This window comes from Erysipelothrix aquatica (genome assembly GCF_009828775.2).
GTDB classification, from domain to species: Bacteria; Bacillota_I; Bacilli_A; order Erysipelotrichales; family Erysipelotrichaceae; genus Erysipelothrix; species Erysipelothrix aquatica.
The window spans coordinates 1-18022 of record NZ_WTSY02000038.1 but is presented as its reverse complement, the minus strand read 5'-3'; the positions used below and the strand labels follow the sequence as shown (position 1 = coordinate 18022).

The 18022-nt window shown below is 38.6% G+C and carries 18 protein-coding genes; all 18 read right to left on the bottom strand.

Annotation, left to right across the window (positions count from 1 at the left end):
• Positions 1-44: 44 nt before the first annotated feature.
• Complete coding sequence (gene rlmH / locus GVV20_RS09420; protein WP_159741535.1) at positions 45-506, bottom strand: 23S rRNA (pseudouridine(1915)-N(3))-methyltransferase RlmH; 462 nt, start codon at positions 504-506, stop codon at positions 45-47.
• The gene (locus tag GVV20_RS09415; RefSeq protein WP_159741536.1) at positions 503-1603 is read right to left on the bottom strand and encodes a S1C family serine protease; all 1101 of its coding nucleotides are present in this window, start codon (positions 1601-1603) and stop codon (positions 503-505) included. Before GVV20_RS09415 ends, rlmH begins: the two co-directional genes overlap by 4 nt.
• On the bottom strand, positions 1590-2327 hold the full coding sequence (locus GVV20_RS09410) for an MBL fold metallo-hydrolase (RefSeq protein ID WP_159741537.1): 738 nt from the start codon (positions 2325-2327) through the stop codon (positions 1590-1592). Before GVV20_RS09410 ends, GVV20_RS09415 begins: the two co-directional genes overlap by 14 nt.
• A gap of 19 nt (positions 2328-2346) precedes the next feature.
• Complete coding sequence (locus GVV20_RS09405) at positions 2347-3858, bottom strand: peptidoglycan DD-metalloendopeptidase family protein (protein WP_236261765.1); 1512 nt, start codon at positions 3856-3858, stop codon at positions 2347-2349.
• A gap of 14 nt (positions 3859-3872) precedes the next feature.
• The gene (locus GVV20_RS09400; RefSeq protein ID WP_159741540.1) at positions 3873-5390 is read right to left on the bottom strand and encodes a M23 family metallopeptidase; all 1518 of its coding nucleotides are present in this window, start codon (positions 5388-5390) and stop codon (positions 3873-3875) included.
• Between the two features lie 10 nt (positions 5391-5400).
• A complete protein-coding gene (gene dnaB / locus GVV20_RS09395; RefSeq protein WP_159641582.1) occupies positions 5401-6759 on the bottom strand; it encodes a replicative DNA helicase in 1359 nt (452 codons plus the stop codon).
• 3 nt (positions 6760-6762) lie between these two features.
• The gene (rplI, locus tag GVV20_RS09390; protein WP_159741814.1) at positions 6763-7212 is read right to left on the bottom strand and encodes a 50S ribosomal protein L9; all 450 of its coding nucleotides are present in this window, start codon (positions 7210-7212) and stop codon (positions 6763-6765) included.
• 1 nt (position 7213) lies between these two features.
• Positions 7214-9157: a GGDEF domain-containing protein gene (locus tag GVV20_RS09385; RefSeq protein ID WP_159741692.1), complete on the bottom strand. Its 1944-nt coding sequence runs from the start codon at positions 9155-9157 to the stop codon at positions 7214-7216.
• Positions 9158-9218: 61 nt separating this feature from the next.
• Positions 9219-9764 (bottom strand): YybS family protein, encoded by a 546-nt coding sequence (locus GVV20_RS09380; RefSeq protein ID WP_159741691.1) that lies wholly within the window; start codon positions 9762-9764, stop codon positions 9219-9221.
• Between the two features lie 57 nt (positions 9765-9821).
• Positions 9822-10055: a 30S ribosomal protein S18 gene (gene rpsR / locus GVV20_RS09375; RefSeq protein ID WP_159638448.1), complete on the bottom strand. Its 234-nt coding sequence runs from the start codon at positions 10053-10055 to the stop codon at positions 9822-9824.
• Positions 10056-10073: 18 nt separating this feature from the next.
• Positions 10074-10532: a single-stranded DNA-binding protein gene (locus GVV20_RS09370; RefSeq protein ID WP_159641578.1), complete on the bottom strand. Its 459-nt coding sequence runs from the start codon at positions 10530-10532 to the stop codon at positions 10074-10076.
• Between the two features lie 20 nt (positions 10533-10552).
• On the bottom strand, positions 10553-10840 hold the full coding sequence (gene rpsF, locus GVV20_RS09365) for a 30S ribosomal protein S6 (RefSeq protein WP_159638452.1): 288 nt from the start codon (positions 10838-10840) through the stop codon (positions 10553-10555).
• 143 nt (positions 10841-10983) lie between these two features.
• Positions 10984-11622 carry an IspD/TarI family cytidylyltransferase gene (locus GVV20_RS09360; RefSeq protein WP_159638454.1) on the bottom strand — a complete coding sequence of 213 codons (639 nt, stop codon included), beginning with the start codon at positions 11620-11622 and terminating at the stop codon, positions 10984-10986.
• Between the two features lie 247 nt (positions 11623-11869).
• The gene (locus GVV20_RS09355) at positions 11870-12817 is read right to left on the bottom strand and encodes an alpha/beta fold hydrolase (protein WP_159741584.1); all 948 of its coding nucleotides are present in this window, start codon (positions 12815-12817) and stop codon (positions 11870-11872) included.
• 8 nt (positions 12818-12825) lie between these two features.
• Entirely contained in the window at positions 12826-13470 is a 645-nt protein-coding gene (locus GVV20_RS09350; protein ID WP_159741583.1) for a TetR/AcrR family transcriptional regulator, read from the bottom strand.
• A 168-nt stretch (positions 13471-13638) separates the two neighbouring features.
• Positions 13639-15123, bottom strand: coding sequence for a lysine--tRNA ligase (gene lysS / locus GVV20_RS09345; protein WP_159741582.1), 1485 nt, complete (start codon positions 15121-15123; stop codon positions 13639-13641).
• Between the two features lie 134 nt (positions 15124-15257).
• A complete protein-coding gene (hslO, locus tag GVV20_RS09340; RefSeq protein WP_159741581.1) occupies positions 15258-16127 on the bottom strand; it encodes an Hsp33 family molecular chaperone HslO in 870 nt (289 codons plus the stop codon).
• Between the two features lie 48 nt (positions 16128-16175).
• Positions 16176-18020, bottom strand: coding sequence for an ATP-dependent zinc metalloprotease FtsH (gene ftsH, locus GVV20_RS09335; protein ID WP_250690186.1), 1845 nt, complete (start codon positions 18018-18020; stop codon positions 16176-16178).
• Positions 18021-18022 lie beyond the last annotated feature (2 nt).

Here is an 18022-nt window from a genome sequence, read left to right as displayed (position 1 = left end):
GAATAATACAATCTAATGCACTTTTTAATGCTAACCATTTCAAACTACTTATGGTATGGGTGATTCTTAGCTATCATAAACATTCGGTACACTTGTTCATAAAGCATTAATCGAACAAGTTGATGGGGGAATGTTAGGTTCGAAATTCGCCAACGTATATTTGCTCGTTGTCGTATTTCATCACTTACTCCATGTGAACCTCCGATAATGAACACCACCGTTTTTCCGTGATCTATCAAATCCACCAGTTTCCTGGACATTTGTTCAGAGGTAAAATCTTTTCCTTGTAAATCCAAGAGAACAACATGGTCCCGAGGATCTATTTTGTCGAGAACGCGCTGCGACTCATCTTGAATAATACCAATAATATCATTTTCTTTTTTATTACTATTTGGCAATTCAATCATCTCAATCGTATGAATCGGTTTAAGGCGTTTTTGAAATTCTGCAATGAGTGCTTGCATCTCTTTTTCTTTAATTTTTCCAATTGCGATTATTTTTATCACTTGAGAGTTACTTCCAAATCAATCGTTTTCCCAGCACGGAGTACTTGCATCGATACCGTGTCGCCTGATTTTTTGGTGTAAAGTTGATTTCTAAAAGTCTTGTAATCTGTAATCTCTTTACCGTCAAAACTTGTAATGACATCATTTTCCTTTATACCACCCAATGCTGCTGGACTCTTATCGACAACTTCAACTACAAAGACACCGCCTTTTAAATCATCCGGAATGTTGTAGTAACTTCTTTGGAATGGATTTAACGCGTCTACCGATGTTGATGATACTCCGAGTACAGGATATTGTACTTTTCCAGTTGCCGCGATTTCGTCGATGACGCGTTGAACTTCATTTGCTGGAATCGCAAATCCCATTCCTTCAACTTGTTGTGGGTTCAATTTCATCGAGTTAATTCCGATGAGTTCGCCATTTAAGTTCACAAGTGCGCCACCACTGTTCCCAGGGTTAATTGCTGCATCTGTTTGGATTGCAACTCTATCCCAATCCGGTTGGCCGTCTCCATTTATGTCAACAGGGATTTTTCGGTCTTTTCCGGAAACAACTCCGAATGTAACTGAGTTTGCGAATTCAAGATCGATTGGACTTCCGATCGCTAATACAAATTCACCAACTTTCAATCCCGATGAATCTCCTAGCACAATTGGTTCGATAGCTGTTTTTTCTTTAACTTCAAGCAAAGCAAGGTCTGACAGTGGATCAGAGCCAATTAATGTCGCCTCTTTATCTTCACCGTTTGACAAACGTACGCTAAATTTGTTTCCTCCATTGACGACATGTTCGTTAGTAATGATTTGAAGTGTATCACCAGTATTCTTATAGATGACACCTGAACCACTTCCCATGGCACGATCGCCTTGGTAATTAACGACACTTACTACTTTGTCTTCAACTTTTTCAACAACGCGTGTTGTATCAATATCAAAATTCGTAACAACTTCCTGAGATGATTTTCCTGACTCAGTTTGTGTTGTTGTCGGTTTGTTATTTACCTCATAGAGCTGGTATGTTAAGAAACCATTCCAAGCAAGTAAAACTATGAGTATTCCTAAAAAAGTGCGTTTAAATCCATCATTGTTTTTCATTGTTTATGCCTCCCATTACAATCTCATATTGTTTTGCGACGCTTATTTCTATCCTAGGGTTTGAAACAATATCCGACACAGTTTCAATTGCCAGTGCTTCGGTATTTGCTTCGGCGCTCAAGTGCGCGAGTACTATTTGTTTCGTATTCTCTGTAACAACTTTTGATAACACTAACCCGGCATCAGCATTTGACAAGTGCCCAACATCTGACAGTATGCGCTGTTTGATATAGTATGGCCTTATCGTTTTCATCAACATTTCCGGATCATGATTACTTTCTAAAATATAGTAATCTGCATTTCGTAAATAGACGAGATCTGTTTCCTTAACATAGCCTGTATCGGTCATATAAACCAACTTGCGTTTTCCATCATCAAGAACATAGCCTACAGAATATGCATCATCGTGCGATGTTTTAATCGGCATGATGTGAATCCCTTCAATCTCAAAGGGCTCATATGGAATGACTGTTGTAAAGTCTTCCATATCAGGAGACGATGTAAATACTGACTTGTTCTTGAAATGCTTTAATTGGCTTGTATGGTCGGAGTGGTCATGTGTTATCAAAACATGATCGATATCATCAAATCCTAAACCAAGAGATTCAAAACTTTGACTTAGGTATCTTTTGGTTGTACCACAGTCAATAAGGATGCGTGTACCGTTTGTTTCTATAATACATGCATTCCCTTTCGATCCACTTGCCAGTATTGCATAATTCATTTTTTTACACCACCTCCTGCTAACAACCTAACACAGAACATGGATCAATCCGTGTTCCGGATTGGTAAACTTCAAAGTGAACATGGGCTCCAAAACTTCGACCCGTATTACCAATATACCCAATCGGCTGGCCGGCAGTAACAACCTCTCCGACTTGGACATATGATCCCGGATTACGCATATGAGCGTAACGTGTTTGGTATCCATTTCCATGGTCTATTAATACATAATTACCCCAATCGTCTTTGTATGTCGCTTCGATTACGACACCGCGGTCAGATGCATAGATTTCACCCAGACCACCATTTCCAAAGTAAACAAAATCAGTTCCATTATGTCCTTGATAACAACTATTTCCATAAGCACAGGTGATGAATCCATTGGTAACAGGCCAACGGAACTTCCCACTCCCAATGCGAGGTTCAATTTTTGTACCAACACGTACTTTTCCGCGTATTGGTTCGACTGTAGTATGCTCCGATACTCTTTTGGAGGAAACCGACTGCATATTGACCGTTGTATCGTTATACGTAACATCACGCAATCCATTTCGTTCGACAACATCGATTATTTCGACGCCTTCTTTTAGTTCTGGATCTTCCACGTATTCAATGTCTTCGGGGTACACAATCTCCTCAATACGTCGTTCTCGAACAACTTCAACTGTCAGTGGCGAGTTAAACTTGCTAACATTTAGAACTGTTCCTGGCTGTAAGAGTTGTTCTCTACTAACAATTTTATCTCGGTTCAGCGAAAGAATTTGAGAGCCTGTCATCCCATGTTTCCAACCAATACCATCAACGGTATCAAAGCGTTCGACTTCATAAGTTTCAATACTTGGATCGTATCCATAACTTAGAAACTTAAGTACAGTTGCTTCGTCCTGCATAATTTTGTCAACCGGCGCAAAGCCTGGTGTAACTTGAATTGTCTCTTTAACACTCAGTGCAATCTCTCGTTCACCATAGCCAGTCATCGGCGGTAATTTTTCACCTTTTTTTAGTACATTGTAGACATCATCCGATGACACAAAGTTTTTAATGAATCCTTCACGTGCTCGTTCGAAATCTTCGATATTTTTCACGTAAATAATCGCACCGTTTGAAAACTCAATTTTATGTGCTTCAATAGCCAATAATCCTTGGTCGTAAAGGTAATTGAAAATTTCTGTGTCTTTGTTCTCGTATGAATTGTAGCTGAGTGCCTTTGTTGTGTAGACATCTTCTGATGGTCCAAGTTTTGAATTTTCAAATTTGTCTTTGTACTCTGCTTCATAAACACGATCAAAGTTGCTTTCAAACGATTCTGTATTGTTTAAGATTCCAATCAAGGTATCTTTTTGGTATATTTTAACGACCTCATGGGGTTTATCACTGGTTGCAACAACATTTTGTGGAATGATTGCTGAGGCAACATCTGTAATTTGATAAGTCTCACTATTTCTCATTTTGGAGTCACTCTGATTGAGCAAATATCCCAAAACAATACTTAGTAGAGCTGCTCCTAGAATAACGGGTAGCTGCTTTTTCAAATCAAACATCCTTTCTATCTACATGTAACAAAGCCGTTGCATGCATTAAGTCGATTCCCCCCAGAATCCCAAATTTCTAAATGTAAGTGAGGTGTAGTTGCAAAACCTGTATCTCCAACTTGACCGAGATACTGTCCAGCTGCAACCGTTTCACCTTGCGATACTGCTGCAGGACCTGGCATATGGGCATAAAGTGATTGGTAACCATTACCATGGTTGATCCGCACCCAATGACCCCACCCAGATTGATCATATCCTTTACCATTTACAACACCACGGTCAATTGAGAAGATTGATCCATAGACACCCCACGGTTGCATATCAACCCCACGGTGTCCACCGTAACATCCAAACTCACAAATAACACGTCCATCCGCCAATGGCCATCGACCCGTTCCAGCAACACCAATATTTGATACTTTTGGCTCTTCTTTGGTTCCAATTCGCACTTTTCCGCGAACCGCTTCTGTGGTCGTTTTTCGAGATGTTTCATCGGAACGCTGTTGTTCCCCGTTCACAAATAAAATGTTATAGGAAACATCCGCAATACCTTCTTGTGCCACCACATCTACAATCTCTGTTCCCTCATCGACTGTTGGATCTTCAACGTACTCGATATCTTCTGGGTAGATTGGTTCAGTTGTTTTCATTTCTTTTGTTACAAGAACGGTAAATGGTGAGTCAAATTTACTGACGTTCAATTCCATACCTTCTTGTAAAATTTGTTGTTCTGACGAAATTTTATCGCTATTGATGGATACAATTTGTGATGCGGACATCCCATTTTGTGACCCCACCCCAGCAACGGTATCATATTTTTGGACTGTATAATTCTCAAGTTTAGGTTCATAGCCATAGTTTAAGAACGTCAACACCTGGTCTTCATTCATGAGAATATCTTCTTTACTTGCAAGTCCTTTTTCGATTTTTACTGTTTCGTTAATTTCCAGAGATTTTTCGAGCATACCTGAACTATCGGGAGTTGTCGGTTTCTTTTGATTAACAAATGCCTCGTAACCTGCTTCTGTCACAAAGTTTTTTATAAACATTTCCCGCGCAGTGTTAAAGTCTTCTCTATTTTTAACATAGATAACTGCACCGTTTGAGAACGTTACTTTGTTACTTTCAATCGCAAATAAATTCTTCTCGTGAATATAGCCAAAGATTTCTACATCACGATCTTCGTAAATGTTATAACTCAATTCTTTGGTTTGGTAAATATCATCGATGAAACTCAGTTTTGAATCTGGAAACTCTTCTGCATATTCATTAGCATAAACATCATTGAACATGGTATCCAATCGCGATGTATCGCGAATGATTCCGACAAGTTTTCCTGAATGATAGAGTTTTGTGATCTCAACTGGGCGATCATTTACCGCTACAACCTCTTGAGGGAAGTTTGCTTTCGATGTATCAATGACTTGCATAGCCGCTTCAATGCTTTGTTGGTCTGATTGATATTTACCGAGCAATCCAAGAATTACACTCAGTCCTAGCGCAACTCCTATCACAATAAAATTTTTCTTCATCGAGCATCACCTACCTTCCTGTTGCTACATCGTAAAATTTAGTTATTGATGCATTGAATTGCATCGTTATATCTGCAAGAGCACCGTTACGGTGTTTACTAATTTTGACCAAAACTTCTTGCAGATCGGGTTTGGGCCCTTTCGGTACATCATCGTTTTCTTCGTGCTGTGTATAGTATTCTTCACGATAAAGGAACATGACGATATCCGCATCTTGCTCAATCGAACCCGACTCACGGAGATCACTCAATTGCGGGATTTTGACTTCTCGTTTTTCCACGTTACGCGATAATTGTGAGAGCGCAATAACCGGAACTTCCATTTCCCTGGCTAATTGTTTTAGACCACGGGATATTTCAGAAACTTCTTGTTGGCGACTATCGGAATTTCCACGTCCTGTAATCAACTGAATATAGTCAATAACAACCATATCCAAACCAACTTCTGCTTTTAATTTTCGGCATTTCGAGAAAATCTCCGCCATCGTTACTGTCGAACTATCATCGATATAAATATTCGTGTTTGACAGCACGCTTGCCGCCATACTTAAATCATTGGACATTTCATCTGTCAAATTCCCCGATCTTAAAAATTCACTTTTAATCGAAGATTGTGCAGCGAGCATACGGCTCATTAAATGTGTGGCTGGCATCTCTAAGGAGAAAACTGCAACACTTCCTTTACCGTTATCGTTATGTCTTGCCACATTAAGTGCAAGGTTTAGTGCAAACGCTGTTTTACCAACCGACGGGCGGGCGGCTAAAATAATTAAATCTCCACGTTGAAGTCCATTTGTAACGCGATTTAAACTTTCAAATCCTGTCTTTAAGCCGGTGATACGATCTCTATTTTCTTGAATTTTTGCTAGATTCGCCAAGAATTCAGCAACAACTTCCTGACTTGATAGCATATCTGAAACCTGGCGATCTTGCGTAACTTCTAATACACCCTTTTCCGCAAAATCGAGAAGATTCTTAACTTCTGTTGTTGAGTCGAACCCTTGGTCCACGATTAATTGTGCAACACTAATGAGACGTCTAATTTGTGCCTTTTCTTGAACGACATCAACATAATGCTTCAATGTAGCAGGGGCTGCAGCATTCGCTGTTAAATAGAATAGAAAGTCAACGCCACCAATACTATCAAGTTCATGATGATCTCTAAGTCTTGAAATTAATGTCGTTGCATCTAAAAAGTTTCCAGCCTCAATTATGTCTAACATATGACGGAATATTTTTTGATGTTCAGTGTTGTAGAAGTCATCTACTACAAGGTTATGTTCATTAATACGATTGACTGAATCTGGATAGACCAGTAACGTACCAAGAATCGCAACCTCCGCATCATGACTATACGGTAATTGACGCATGGATTATTCTTCCCCTATTAGTCGAACTTTGATTTCACCTGTTACATGATCGAAGATTGTTGCCGTAATACGGTTCATACCTAAATGGGATACGGGACCATTAGGTTTGAATTTACGTTTATCCACACGGATATCGTAGTCTTTACGCAATGCCTCTTCCACATGTTTTGTCGATATTGAACCAAATGTTCGACCACCTTTTCCAACTTTAACTGTAAATTCTAATGTAATATCTTCTAAACGTTTTGCTATTTCTTTTGCCTTTTCAACTTCAATTGCATGTTCCTCGGCGCGAGCATCTTTTTGATCTTTGAGAACTTCACGACTTCCACCACTTGCAATAACCGCTAATTTCCCAGGAAATAAAAAGTTACGTGCGTAGCCATCTGCAACCTCTACAATTTCGTCTTTTTTTCCTAATTTTTTTACATCTTTTAATAGTATTACTTTCATATTAGTCACGTTCCTCTCTTACTGTTTTAATCGCTTCTTGTAAAGCTTCAACGATTTCATTCATTGATTGATTTCGAATTACGGTAGCAGCACCTGTAAAGTGTCCGCCACCCCCTAATTTCTCCATCACAACCTGGACATTGAGTTCGCCTTTAGAGCGTGCTGAGATTGCAATCGATTCTTCATCGACTGACGCAATCACAAAGGATGCCTCAACCTCCCTTACGGATAGAATTTCATCTGCTGCTTGCGAAAGCATTGTTCGTTGCAATATTCCGTGTTTATATGCTGCGATAACGTAATCATCATAGAGTTTACTTGTCGCAAGAATTTTTGTTTTCGTTTCAAAGTCACCATAATCATCACGTAGCATATTTTCAACTTCTGCTAAATCAGCACCATATTTGCGCAATTCCGCTGCTGCTTGGAATGTTCGGCTTCCACTGCGGTGTCTGAATCGGTTTGTGTCAATAATCATTCCTGTATACATATATGTTGCAACTAACTTACTAATCACAACGTTTTTACGATGGTACGGGAAGAGTTCAATTATTAATTCACTCGCTGATGAGGCCGATGACTCAATATAGGTAAGGAGCGGTTTAAATTTAAATTCTCCAGTTCGACGATGATGATCGATAACAGCAATCCGTTTTGCCATTCCGATAATATCTAAGAATTGTGTCTGTTCAAGACTATGGTGGTCAACCATGATCACTAATGTCTTGTCTGTAATTATACTGAGTGCTTGTGAATGACTTATGAAATTATGATTTTTTTCAAATTCTTCACGATTTTTTCGTATTGCATCGGATAGATTTGCTTCGATATCATCTGGATTCAGGACGATTGAAGCACGTTTGCCATAAACTTCTGCAATCGCTGCTACCCCTAGTGCACTCCCAAAGCAATCAAAATCCATCATTCTATGTCCCACAATAAGGACTTCTGTCGAATTATTGATAACATCTCCGAGATTTTGGGCCATGACACGAACACGAACCTTACTTCGTTTTTCAACCGCTTCTGTTGATCCACCGAAATATGTCATTTCGCCATCTTTAGTGTTAATAACGACCTGATCTCCACCACGACCTTGAGCAAGTTCAAGAGCACGGTTCGACATGTCTTCTAACTCTCTAAAACTCTCAGCTTGGCGGGCAAACGCCAATGATAATGTAATACTTGCATCCATCTTTGCCGCTTCTTTGCGAATTTCATGGAGAATTGTAAATCGTTCTTGGGTAATTTCTTGTAAAATTTCTTCATTTAGTACCAACAGATAACGGTCTGATCGAATACGTCGGATGTACATTTTATGACGATCCGCCCAACGTACAACTGCTTGCCTAATATTCATATCAATTAACGCGATAACTTGTTCCTCTTCGTACTGTGTCGTTTCTTCATAGTTATCTAAATACGCAATTCCTAAAACAACGGAATTGTTACGGTTATTGCGTTCCAACTCAGTAAGTCTCGAAACATCTTTAAAAAATATGATATTGTCATTATTTCTAATGGTCGCCTCATATTCTTTATTCTTAATTGTTAATCGTACAAATTTTTCTTTGCCATTTATCAATTTCATAACTTCGGGGTATGCAGTTCGAATGTTTTTTCCAATATCCGATTCTTCAAAATTTTCACTCACCCATGTTATGGTTCCATCATCTGTAATGGTGACAACAGAAATTTTCCCGTACTCAAACGCATCTTGTGCCTCATATCCTAATAAGTCGGATACTTTAAGAACACGACTTTGGGTGCTACTTACAGTCGTGTAAAACATTACACCAATGATGATAAGATTTACGAGAATAATGATATATTGCAAGATATAGAGATTATCTGGAAAAGCTAATTGAAAGACAACGATTAGTGCGACTTCCACAAACGCAATAATCAAGAGTTGCGTTTTAAGCATTTCGAATTTTTTTATCATAAAATTCCCCCTAAGGTTTCGTCTATAATTTTATCACAAATAGGACTTTCTGACTATTGACTCATTTTTTAAAGCGTCGCTGCATAACATTAATGAGGATCGTCGAGCTTGTTTTGATAATGAAGGTTTCCATGAGAATCAATATTAAGATTCCTATAATAATTATTATATGGTAAATCGCAGGATTCGCAATGTACGGCATCATATTTTGTGTTGCCGAATACGCAAGGGAATATTCAAATCCAAAAAAAGCTCCGAATTGTGTAATCATCAATACGTAAACAGGTATTGCGGATACCACCAAGAGTGCATAGGTTTGCCTTGTTTTCAACTTCTTGGAATTTGCAAAAATACAAACAAGCCCAATAAGACCATAGCCTGTCATAAGGAGAACTGTAGGTAAATATCCGGTGAAAATAAGTGCTGATACAACACATGCAACATACACCGGAAAACTAGATTTAAGCCCAAAGTAGAACCCATACACAATGAGTGGAACGGGTAAAAAAGACATAAATACGCCAACAGTTGCGCGATCAAAAAGCATTACAAGCGTTGTAAGTGCTACGGTCATTGCACCGGTTGTTAGATGTTTTGTAGTTTTCATAAGTACACCCCTTTATATAAAAAACCTCTCACTTGCGTGAGAGGATTCATATGTATCTTAGTTGTCTGATACGTATGGTAATAAAGCCATTTGGCGTGCACGTTTGATAGCTGTTGCTAATGGACGTTGGAATTTAGCTTTTGTTCCTGTTACACGTCTTGGAATAATTTTACCGTTTGCTGAGATAAAGCGTTTTAAGAGTTCCACATCTTTGTAATCGATTGTATCGATGTTATTTTTTGTAAAGTAGCAAACTTTACGACGTGGTCCACGGAATTTTTTGAATGACATAGTCTAGCTCCTTTCTGGTTAGAATGGAAGATCGTCACTAGTAATATCTAGAACTGGTTCATCATCCATTGAGAATGATGGTTCCGGATCAGCTTGATATGCAGGTGTAGATTGTGCACCTGATGACTGATACGGTTGAGTTTGTTGCTCACGCTCTTGACGTTGTGTACGTGATTCCAATGAATTAACACTTTCAGCATTAATTTCTTGTACATATACACGTTTACCAGTAGCATCTTCATACGATCTCGATTGAATTGAACCTTCGACACTAATTAAAGCACCTTTTGTAAGGTAGTTTGAGATAAAGTCAGCTGTTTGATTCCACGCGACACAGTTTATAAAGTCAGCTTGCTCTTGTTGAGAAAAGCGACGGTTTACTGCGACAGTGAATGAAACAACGGATTTACCTGTTTGTGTTTTACGAAGTTCTGGGTCTCGAGTCAAACGACCCACTAATATTGCGCGGTTAATCATAGTTAAATCACTCCTTTAGATTAGTCTTCTAAACGAACAATCATATGACGTAATACATCTTTATTGATACGTGTTAAACGATTGAATTCGTTTATTGCTGTGTCTTCTGATGTAAATGTAGTAACAACATAGTAACCTTTTTTAAAGTCTTCGATTTCGTATGCTAGCTCACGTAATCCCCATTCATTGACGTTATCAAGAGTTGCTCCGTTATCTGTTAAGATTGCATGTGACTTTTCAATCACTGCAGTACGTGCTTCTTCGTCTAATGAAGGTTTTACGATGTACATTAATTCATATTTACGCATGTGTACACCTCCTTTTGGTCTATGGCTCATAATGAGCAAGGATAATTGCGTTTATCCGTTTATTCATTATAGCAAATGAATCCTTGCGTGTAAATACATTCCATCAATGTTAAATACGCAAGGATTCATTCTTTTCATAATTATTAATTATTGTTTTTTAAAATAAAGCGTGCGTTGCGAACATCTCCGTGTTCTACCGCAATTTTCACTTCACTGACAGCACGGACAACGGACGCATCATCTGTAAATTCATGATCAATATTTCGCGCTTTATTATAGCAGTTAATGATAAATGATGTATTGAATGCTTGTGGTGTCTGAGACACCATGAGCGTTGATGTGTCTACCGTTTCCACGATGTATCCATTCACAACTCTATGTACTGCAGCACGTGGTTCAATCGCAAGGACACATGCCTTTTCGGTTCCCATTCGATGAATAAGTTTATCAATGAGACTTTGGGTTAACCATGGACGAACACCATCATGAATCAAGACAACATCTTCCGATATCGCCATCAACCCAATTTTCACACTATCGGTACGTGTTTTTCCACCTTTTACGTAGACGATTTTACCACTACCTGTAGTTTGCACAAATTTTTGCATATCCGCTGCACTTGTAACGATTACAATTTGGCGACAATTTTCATCGCGTTGAAAAATTGAAATGGTTTTTCCGAGAACACTTTTGGAGTCATCAAATGATGCAATTGCCTTTTCATAGCTTTCACCCTCTGCAGCACCCTTACCTGCCGCAACTAACAGTACTGAATAATTCATAATACACCTCTTATTTCCCTTTGAGTTATTCTAACATATTGTATTTACGAGATAAAGTTTATCGGGTAATTTCGTAGAAAAACCCGAATACTCGGGTTTTGGTTCTTGTAACGCTTTATATAGTATTATAACCCATTGTTCATTATCTCAAATATGAGCATGAATCTTCATTATATCAAGCATATGATTAGAAACTAATTCTACAATTTTAGTGAGTAAGTCACAATCATGAATACTTCGTTCTTGGTTAGTTATCGCCACTTACCTCACCCTTAAACTCATGTATTTGTTTCACGATTTCGACCGACTGTGTATGATGAAGATAATGACCACCCTCTAAGACAACAAGTTTACCTTGATTGACATCTTGCAACATTGCTTCATGTATTGGAATCCAATTTGGATCAGGATCCACGCTTTCACTTGCCAGAATGTATAGGACCGGTAAATCGCTTGGGTACTTCAAGTTTATTGTTTTATCAAAGTTATTCTGCATTTCTTTGCCTTCATTGACTGTCGCACTAGAACCAATATTTTTAAGTGATATATATTTGAACTGTTTTTTCGTAGCTTCATCGGTACTTGGAATGAGTAAAAAATCATCGGATGAATCTGCCATAAATCTATAAATACCTGATTTAGCCAAGAAAGCGATAGTAGATTCTTGATTCTCATCCGCACCACCCTGTGATGGTAAACTACTATCTATACCCACATGCATTGTGACCTCATTGGGGTATGTATTTATATATTTTAACGCATATACTCCCCAGATTGAATGTGTAACAAGTGCATACGTGTCGATATCCAATGATGCAAGCGCTGCATGAATTTCCTCGACCATATTTTCAACAGTTCTTGGCGTTTCAGTATCATCACTTAACCCATATCCAAAGGGTTCTACCACAACCACACGCGCATCTTTAGAAAGCTCATTAATAAGTAATTCAAAGTCAATTTTAGGGGAACCCGTCAAGTATCCAGGTAAAAGAACGAATGTCTGATCTCCTTCACCTTGCATGTAAACCTGCATGTTTTTACCACTTACTTTAACTTTTTGACCATATTCAATAATTTCGCTTTTTTCGGCTTTGAGTTTATTTTTGTTGTTGACGTATAATCCCCCAAAGATTACTCCAACAATAACTGCAATTGTAATAACTAGAATAAGAACAATCTTTAACCCTTTTTTCATATTTACCTCTATTCGCTTTTTGCGTTTTTCCCGACTTCTTCACTCATGCGGTTCAATACATACTCGTCAAGAATATTTACATTACTATTACTCAAGAATGCTTGTGCAACCATCAATTTCTCATTCAGTGTTTCAACAGTATTTGGAAATATAGCATTTATAAACCACGTACTTAATACTAACGTAACTAATTCTGCCGTCTGCCTGATATGGGTAACGCTAAGCGAACCATCGACTGCACCCTCTTCTAGACCACACTCGAGATATGGAACTAATAGTTCATTTACATACTCAATGTACTTTAGAAAGAATCTTGGGCTACTCAACAATTCAAAAGAAGTGCTTACATATTGATATGTTGATTTATCGAACATACTTGCAAGAAACAATTCTTGTATTTTTCTCAATCCATTCAAAGAAGTGTCCTTGAGTATTGAATCAAACACATTACGATCAGGTAGCATTCGTTCAACAACTTTATCAGCGATTTCTTCTTTAGACTTGAAGTGATGGTAAAACGCACCTTTAGTTAAGCCATCTAACGGGTCCATAATATCTTGTACTCGAGTTGTCTCGAATCCTCGACTCGTGAACTGCTTGACTGCACTATCAAGAATCAAAACTTTAACCTCTTTCGCTGTGTATTTTTTCATTGGCTTTCCTCAAACATTCTTTTGGTATGTTTTAATTTTATACCTCGTTTATTAATCTGTCAACAAAAACATTCTTCAAGAATGTTTTTGTTGACCTTGCAGATATTCGCTGTGTAACGACAAAAAAATCCATAACAAGTGATTGTTATGGATTAAGTAAAATACATTTTATCTGTTTTTCATGTGTGGGAATAAGAGTACATCGCGAATGCTTGCACTATCTGTGAGGAGCATAATAAGTCGATCTAAACCAATTCCAATTCCACCTGTTGGCGGCATTCCATATTCAAGTGCCTCAACAAAATCGATATCCATGTCCGTTGCCTCATCATTTCCAAGGTCTTTTTCCTTAAGTTGATTCTCAAAACGCTCACGTTGATCAATGGGATCGTTAAGTTCGCTAAATGCATTTGCATATTCACGCGCGTCAACGAAGAATTCAAAACGGTCTGTAAAACGAGGGTCTGCTGCATTTTTCTTCGCGAGTGGAGAAACCTCAACAGGGTGACCATAAACAAATGTCGGTTGAACAATTGTTTCTTCACAGAATGTTTCAAAGAATTCATTCACAACATGACCGAATGTTTGTTGGTGTTTAGCAATATGAAGTCCATGTGCTTTTGCGATCTCAAGTGCTTCAGCATCTGATTTTACATCGAAGAAATTGACACCTTTAACTTCATTAATCAGCTCTGCCATATGGACGCGTCGGTAAGGTCCTTTTAATGAGATATCTTTTCCTTGATAATTAATCTCTGTTGTACCTAAGACATTGTCAGCTAGATATAGCATTAAGTCTTCTGTCAAATCCATCATATCATTCATATCTGCATATGCTACATACGCCTCTACAGTTGTGAACTCTGGATTATGTTTTGGACTCATTCCTTCGTTACGGAATAGACGTCCAATTTCGTAGACCCCTTCCATTCCACCAACGATTAATCGTTTCAACGGTAGCTCCGTAGCGATTCGTAGATAGAAATCCATATCTAGCGTATTGTGATGTGTTACGAAAGGACGGGCAGCTGCTCCTGAAAGTATCGGTGTTAGCACAGGTGTTTCAACTTCCGCTAATCCACGATCATCAAAGAAATTACGGATTGCTCTCATAATTTTAGGACGCATAAATGCTGTGTTTCGTGACTCTTCATTCATAATGAGGTCTAGATAACGCCGACGGTAACGTTCTTCAATATCTTGCAAGCCATGGAATTTATCTGGTAATGGACGTAGTGCTTTTGTTAAGTGGACTACATTTGTTGCCTTTACGGATAATTCCCCATGGTTTGTACGGAAAATAATCCCTTCGACGCCAATGATATCGCCTAGATCTAAATCTTGGAAATATTCAAATTGTTCATCACCTACTGTATCTTTACGGATATATACTTGGATTTGTCCATCACGGTCTTGAAGATGGATGAATCCAGCTTTTCCCATGAGTCGTTTGGTCATGACGCGCCCAGCGACAGATGTAGTTACAGCTAATTCTGCGAGTTCTTCTTTTGATTTCAGGTCGTATGCATCCAAGATTTCTTTCGAGCGTTCCTTCGGCTTGAAACCACTTGCGTAAGGGTCAATTCCCTTTTCGCGTAAGGCTTCCATTTTTTCTCGACGAACAAGTTCTTGTTCTGTTAATTCATGCGACATAATTTCACTCTTCTTCCTTGTTATTAATTTATCACTTACTATTCTATCAAATTCTTTGATTTAATTCATCTTATATCGTTTCTTAGATATTTTTTACTGAATATGCAAAGAGCGAACGCAGTGCGTTCACTCATTTAACTTCGTTCATTGATAATTGATTGAAGTTCGTTTTCTTCGAAATGGTATTCTTCATTGCAATAATGACACTTCAACGTTGCGCCTTTATCTTCTTCGATAATTTCAGTTAAATCATCGCTCGATAATGTGCGCAGCACATCAAGCATTTGCTCACGATTGCATCCACAGTAATATTGCACATCTTGGCTTCCTAAGATAACACTATCTTCAAAAAGGGATGCCGCAACATCTATTGCCTCTTTATCAATCATAATGTTGGAAACTGGCGGCAACTGTGAAAACACAGTTTCGATTGCTACAATATCTTCTTCTGTCGCCTCTGGTAGAACCTGAATTAAAATTCCTCCCGCAGACATAATGCTGAGATCTTCATTTACCAACACCCCAACAGATAATGCTGATGGAATTTGCTCACTTTGAGCATAGTAATATGCAAAGTCTTCACCAATTTCACCAGTCCGAAGTTCTACTTGGGAACTAAACGTTGCTGAGTTTCCAGACTTATAAGTGACATGTAGTGACCCTTGACCTACGATGCCTCCGACATCAAGTTTGCCCGTTGCTTCATTCACCTGATGAGCGTGAGGGTTTGATACCAATCCACGTACATTTCCTGCATTATCTGCATTTACGAGAATATGGTTAAGAACACCATTACTTTTGATTTCCGTAACAATTTTTTCGTTATCACTTTTTAAGGTTGATCCCATAATTACAGCAACACTCATAACCCGACCTAATGCTGCGGATGCTGCTGGATAGGTATCATGAATTACTCTTGCCTTTTCTACTGCGTTTGTTGTTTTAGTCACAAAGAACCGAACACGGCCACCACGTGCGAGCCCTCGTACGATTTGATCTGTCATATTTATCTCCTATTTGGTTTAAAATGCCCCATCGAAATGGGGCATTGATTATGCTTCTACTATTTCTACTTCTACAGGTTCATTCCCCGCATCATTTGCATCGCGTCCTTCAACAATATTATTGATTTGTTCTGCAGTAATTGTTTCAAATTCCAGAAGCGCAGCAACAATGCGTTCCATTAATGGACGTTGTGCCTCAATAATAACTCTTGCTTCTTCTTTAGCTTCGTCAATAATGCGACGTACTTCTTTATCAATTTCAAAGGCAATTTCGCCAGAGTAGCTTGAACGTGATGAATAGTCACGACCTAAGAAGACGTTGTCACCTTGGCCATCATCATATTGAATAGGTCCTAAATTACTCATTCCATATGTTGTAACCATTGCACGAGCTATACGTGTAGCACGTTGAATATCACTATATGCACCCGTTGAAATTTCATCAAAGAATACTTCTTCCGCAACACGACCACCAAGTAATCCAGTAATCTTAGCTTTAAGATCTGTTGCACTTTGTGTAAATGTTTCTTCTTCAGGTGTCATCAAGTTATATCCACCAGCTTCGCCACGAGGGATGATTGTAACTTTCTGAACTTTATCAGCTGCAGCAAGTTTCAATCCAATAATAGCATGTCCTGTTTCATGGACTGCGACCATATGACGTTCTTTTTCACCATACTTACGTGATTTTTTAGCTGGACCCATCATGACTCGGTCAATCGCCTCATCAAGTAGTTCCATTGTAATTTTAGGTTGTTTCTCTCGAACCGCAAGAATTGCTGCTTCGTTGAGAACGTTTTCTAAGTCAGCTCCTGAGAATCCAGGTGTACGACGCGCAATATTTTCAAGCTCGACATCTTGTGCAAGTTGTTTATTACGAGCATGAACGCCAAGAATAGCTGTACGGCCTTTAACGTCCGGTAACCCAACAGTAATTGTTCGGTCAAAACGGCCTGGTCGTAGCAATGCAGGATCAAGAACATCAGAACGGTTCGTAGCTGCTAGAATGACAACACCTGAATTTTCTTCAATTCCATCCATCTCAACAAGCATTTGGTTCAATGTCTGTTCGCGTTCATCATGACCACCACCAAGACCGGCGCCACGTTGGCGACCAACAGCATCAATTTCATCAATGAAGATGACACTTGGTGCATTTTTCTTAGCTTCTTTAAACATATCACGAACACGGCTTGCACCGACACCAACAAACATCTCAACAAAGTCAGAACCTGAGATTGCAAAGAATGGTACATCAGCTTCACCGGCTGCTGCCTTAGCAAGTAATGTTTTACCTGTTCCCGGAGGGCCAACTAATAACATACCTTTAGGAATTCGGGCACCCATTTCTTCGTATTTTTTAGGGTTTTTCAAGTAGTCAATTAACTCTTTCATTTCTTCTTTTTCTTCGTCAGCACCCGCAACATCCTTAAATCGAACTTTTACGTTTGATTGGATTTTTGCACGTGACTTACTAAATTCGAAGGCTTTGTTATTTCCGCCGCCGCCCATTTTAGAGAATATAAAGACCATACCACCAATAAGTAGTACATACGGTAAAACTACAACTAGAAGGTCACTAAAGAGGTTTGATTCCGTAATGTCCGGATATGTAACCTTTGGATCTTCTGCTTCGATAATTTTTTGTAATTCATTAACATTTTGTTCTGTGCGTGGGAAGCGTGTTTCAAACGTCTTCATACGTCCATTTTCATCTTTATACTTACCATTAATATCGATAACAAACTGACGAACTGTCATTGATGAATCTGTTACGGTATTTTTTTCGATTACATCGTAGAATTCAGCATTTGAAATCGGTGCAGATCCTTGAAATGTGAAAAATCTTATAAGCATAATTGCCATAAACAATGTAATTAATGTCAGAATAATAT

What these genes read in the sequence shown, in the direction of transcription:
- rpsR (WP_159638448.1), bottom strand. Translation starts at nt 10,055, where the DNA reads ATGTCATTCAAAAAATTCCGTGGACCACGTCGTAAAGTTTGCTACTTT.
- hslO (WP_159741581.1), bottom strand. Translation starts at nt 16,127, where the DNA reads ATGACAGATCAAATCGTACGAGGGCTCGCACGTGGTGGCCGTGTTCGG.
- GVV20_RS09415 (WP_159741536.1), bottom strand. Translation starts at nt 1,603, where the DNA reads ATGAAAAACAATGATGGATTTAAACGCACTTTTTTAGGAATACTCATA.
- GVV20_RS09350 (WP_159741583.1), bottom strand. Translation starts at nt 13,470, where the DNA reads ATGAAAAAATACACAGCGAAAGAGGTTAAAGTTTTGATTCTTGATAGT.
- GVV20_RS09400 (WP_159741540.1), bottom strand. Translation starts at nt 5,390, where the DNA reads ATGAAGAAAAATTTTATTGTGATAGGAGTTGCGCTAGGACTGAGTGTA.
- dnaB (WP_159641582.1), bottom strand. Translation starts at nt 6,759, where the DNA reads ATGCGTCAATTACCGTATAGTCATGATGCGGAGGTTGCGATTCTTGGT.
- GVV20_RS09355 (WP_159741584.1), bottom strand. Translation starts at nt 12,817, where the DNA reads ATGAAAAAAGGGTTAAAGATTGTTCTTATTCTAGTTATTACAATTGCA.
- GVV20_RS09385 (WP_159741692.1), bottom strand. Translation starts at nt 9,157, where the DNA reads ATGATAAAAAAATTCGAAATGCTTAAAACGCAACTCTTGATTATTGCG.
- rpsF (WP_159638452.1), bottom strand. Translation starts at nt 10,840, where the DNA reads ATGCGTAAATATGAATTAATGTACATCGTAAAACCTTCATTAGACGAA.
- GVV20_RS09360 (WP_159638454.1), bottom strand. Translation starts at nt 11,622, where the DNA reads ATGAATTATTCAGTACTGTTAGTTGCGGCAGGTAAGGGTGCTGCAGAG.
- GVV20_RS09410 (WP_159741537.1), bottom strand. Translation starts at nt 2,327, where the DNA reads ATGAATTATGCAATACTGGCAAGTGGATCGAAAGGGAATGCATGTATT.
- rplI (WP_159741814.1), bottom strand. Translation starts at nt 7,212, where the DNA reads ATGAAAGTAATACTATTAAAAGATGTAAAAAAATTAGGAAAAAAAGAC.
- GVV20_RS09380 (WP_159741691.1), bottom strand. Translation starts at nt 9,764, where the DNA reads ATGAAAACTACAAAACATCTAACAACCGGTGCAATGACCGTAGCACTT.
- GVV20_RS09370 (WP_159641578.1), bottom strand. Translation starts at nt 10,532, where the DNA reads ATGATTAACCGCGCAATATTAGTGGGTCGTTTGACTCGAGACCCAGAA.
- lysS (WP_159741582.1), bottom strand. Translation starts at nt 15,123, where the DNA reads ATGTCGCATGAATTAACAGAACAAGAACTTGTTCGTCGAGAAAAAATG.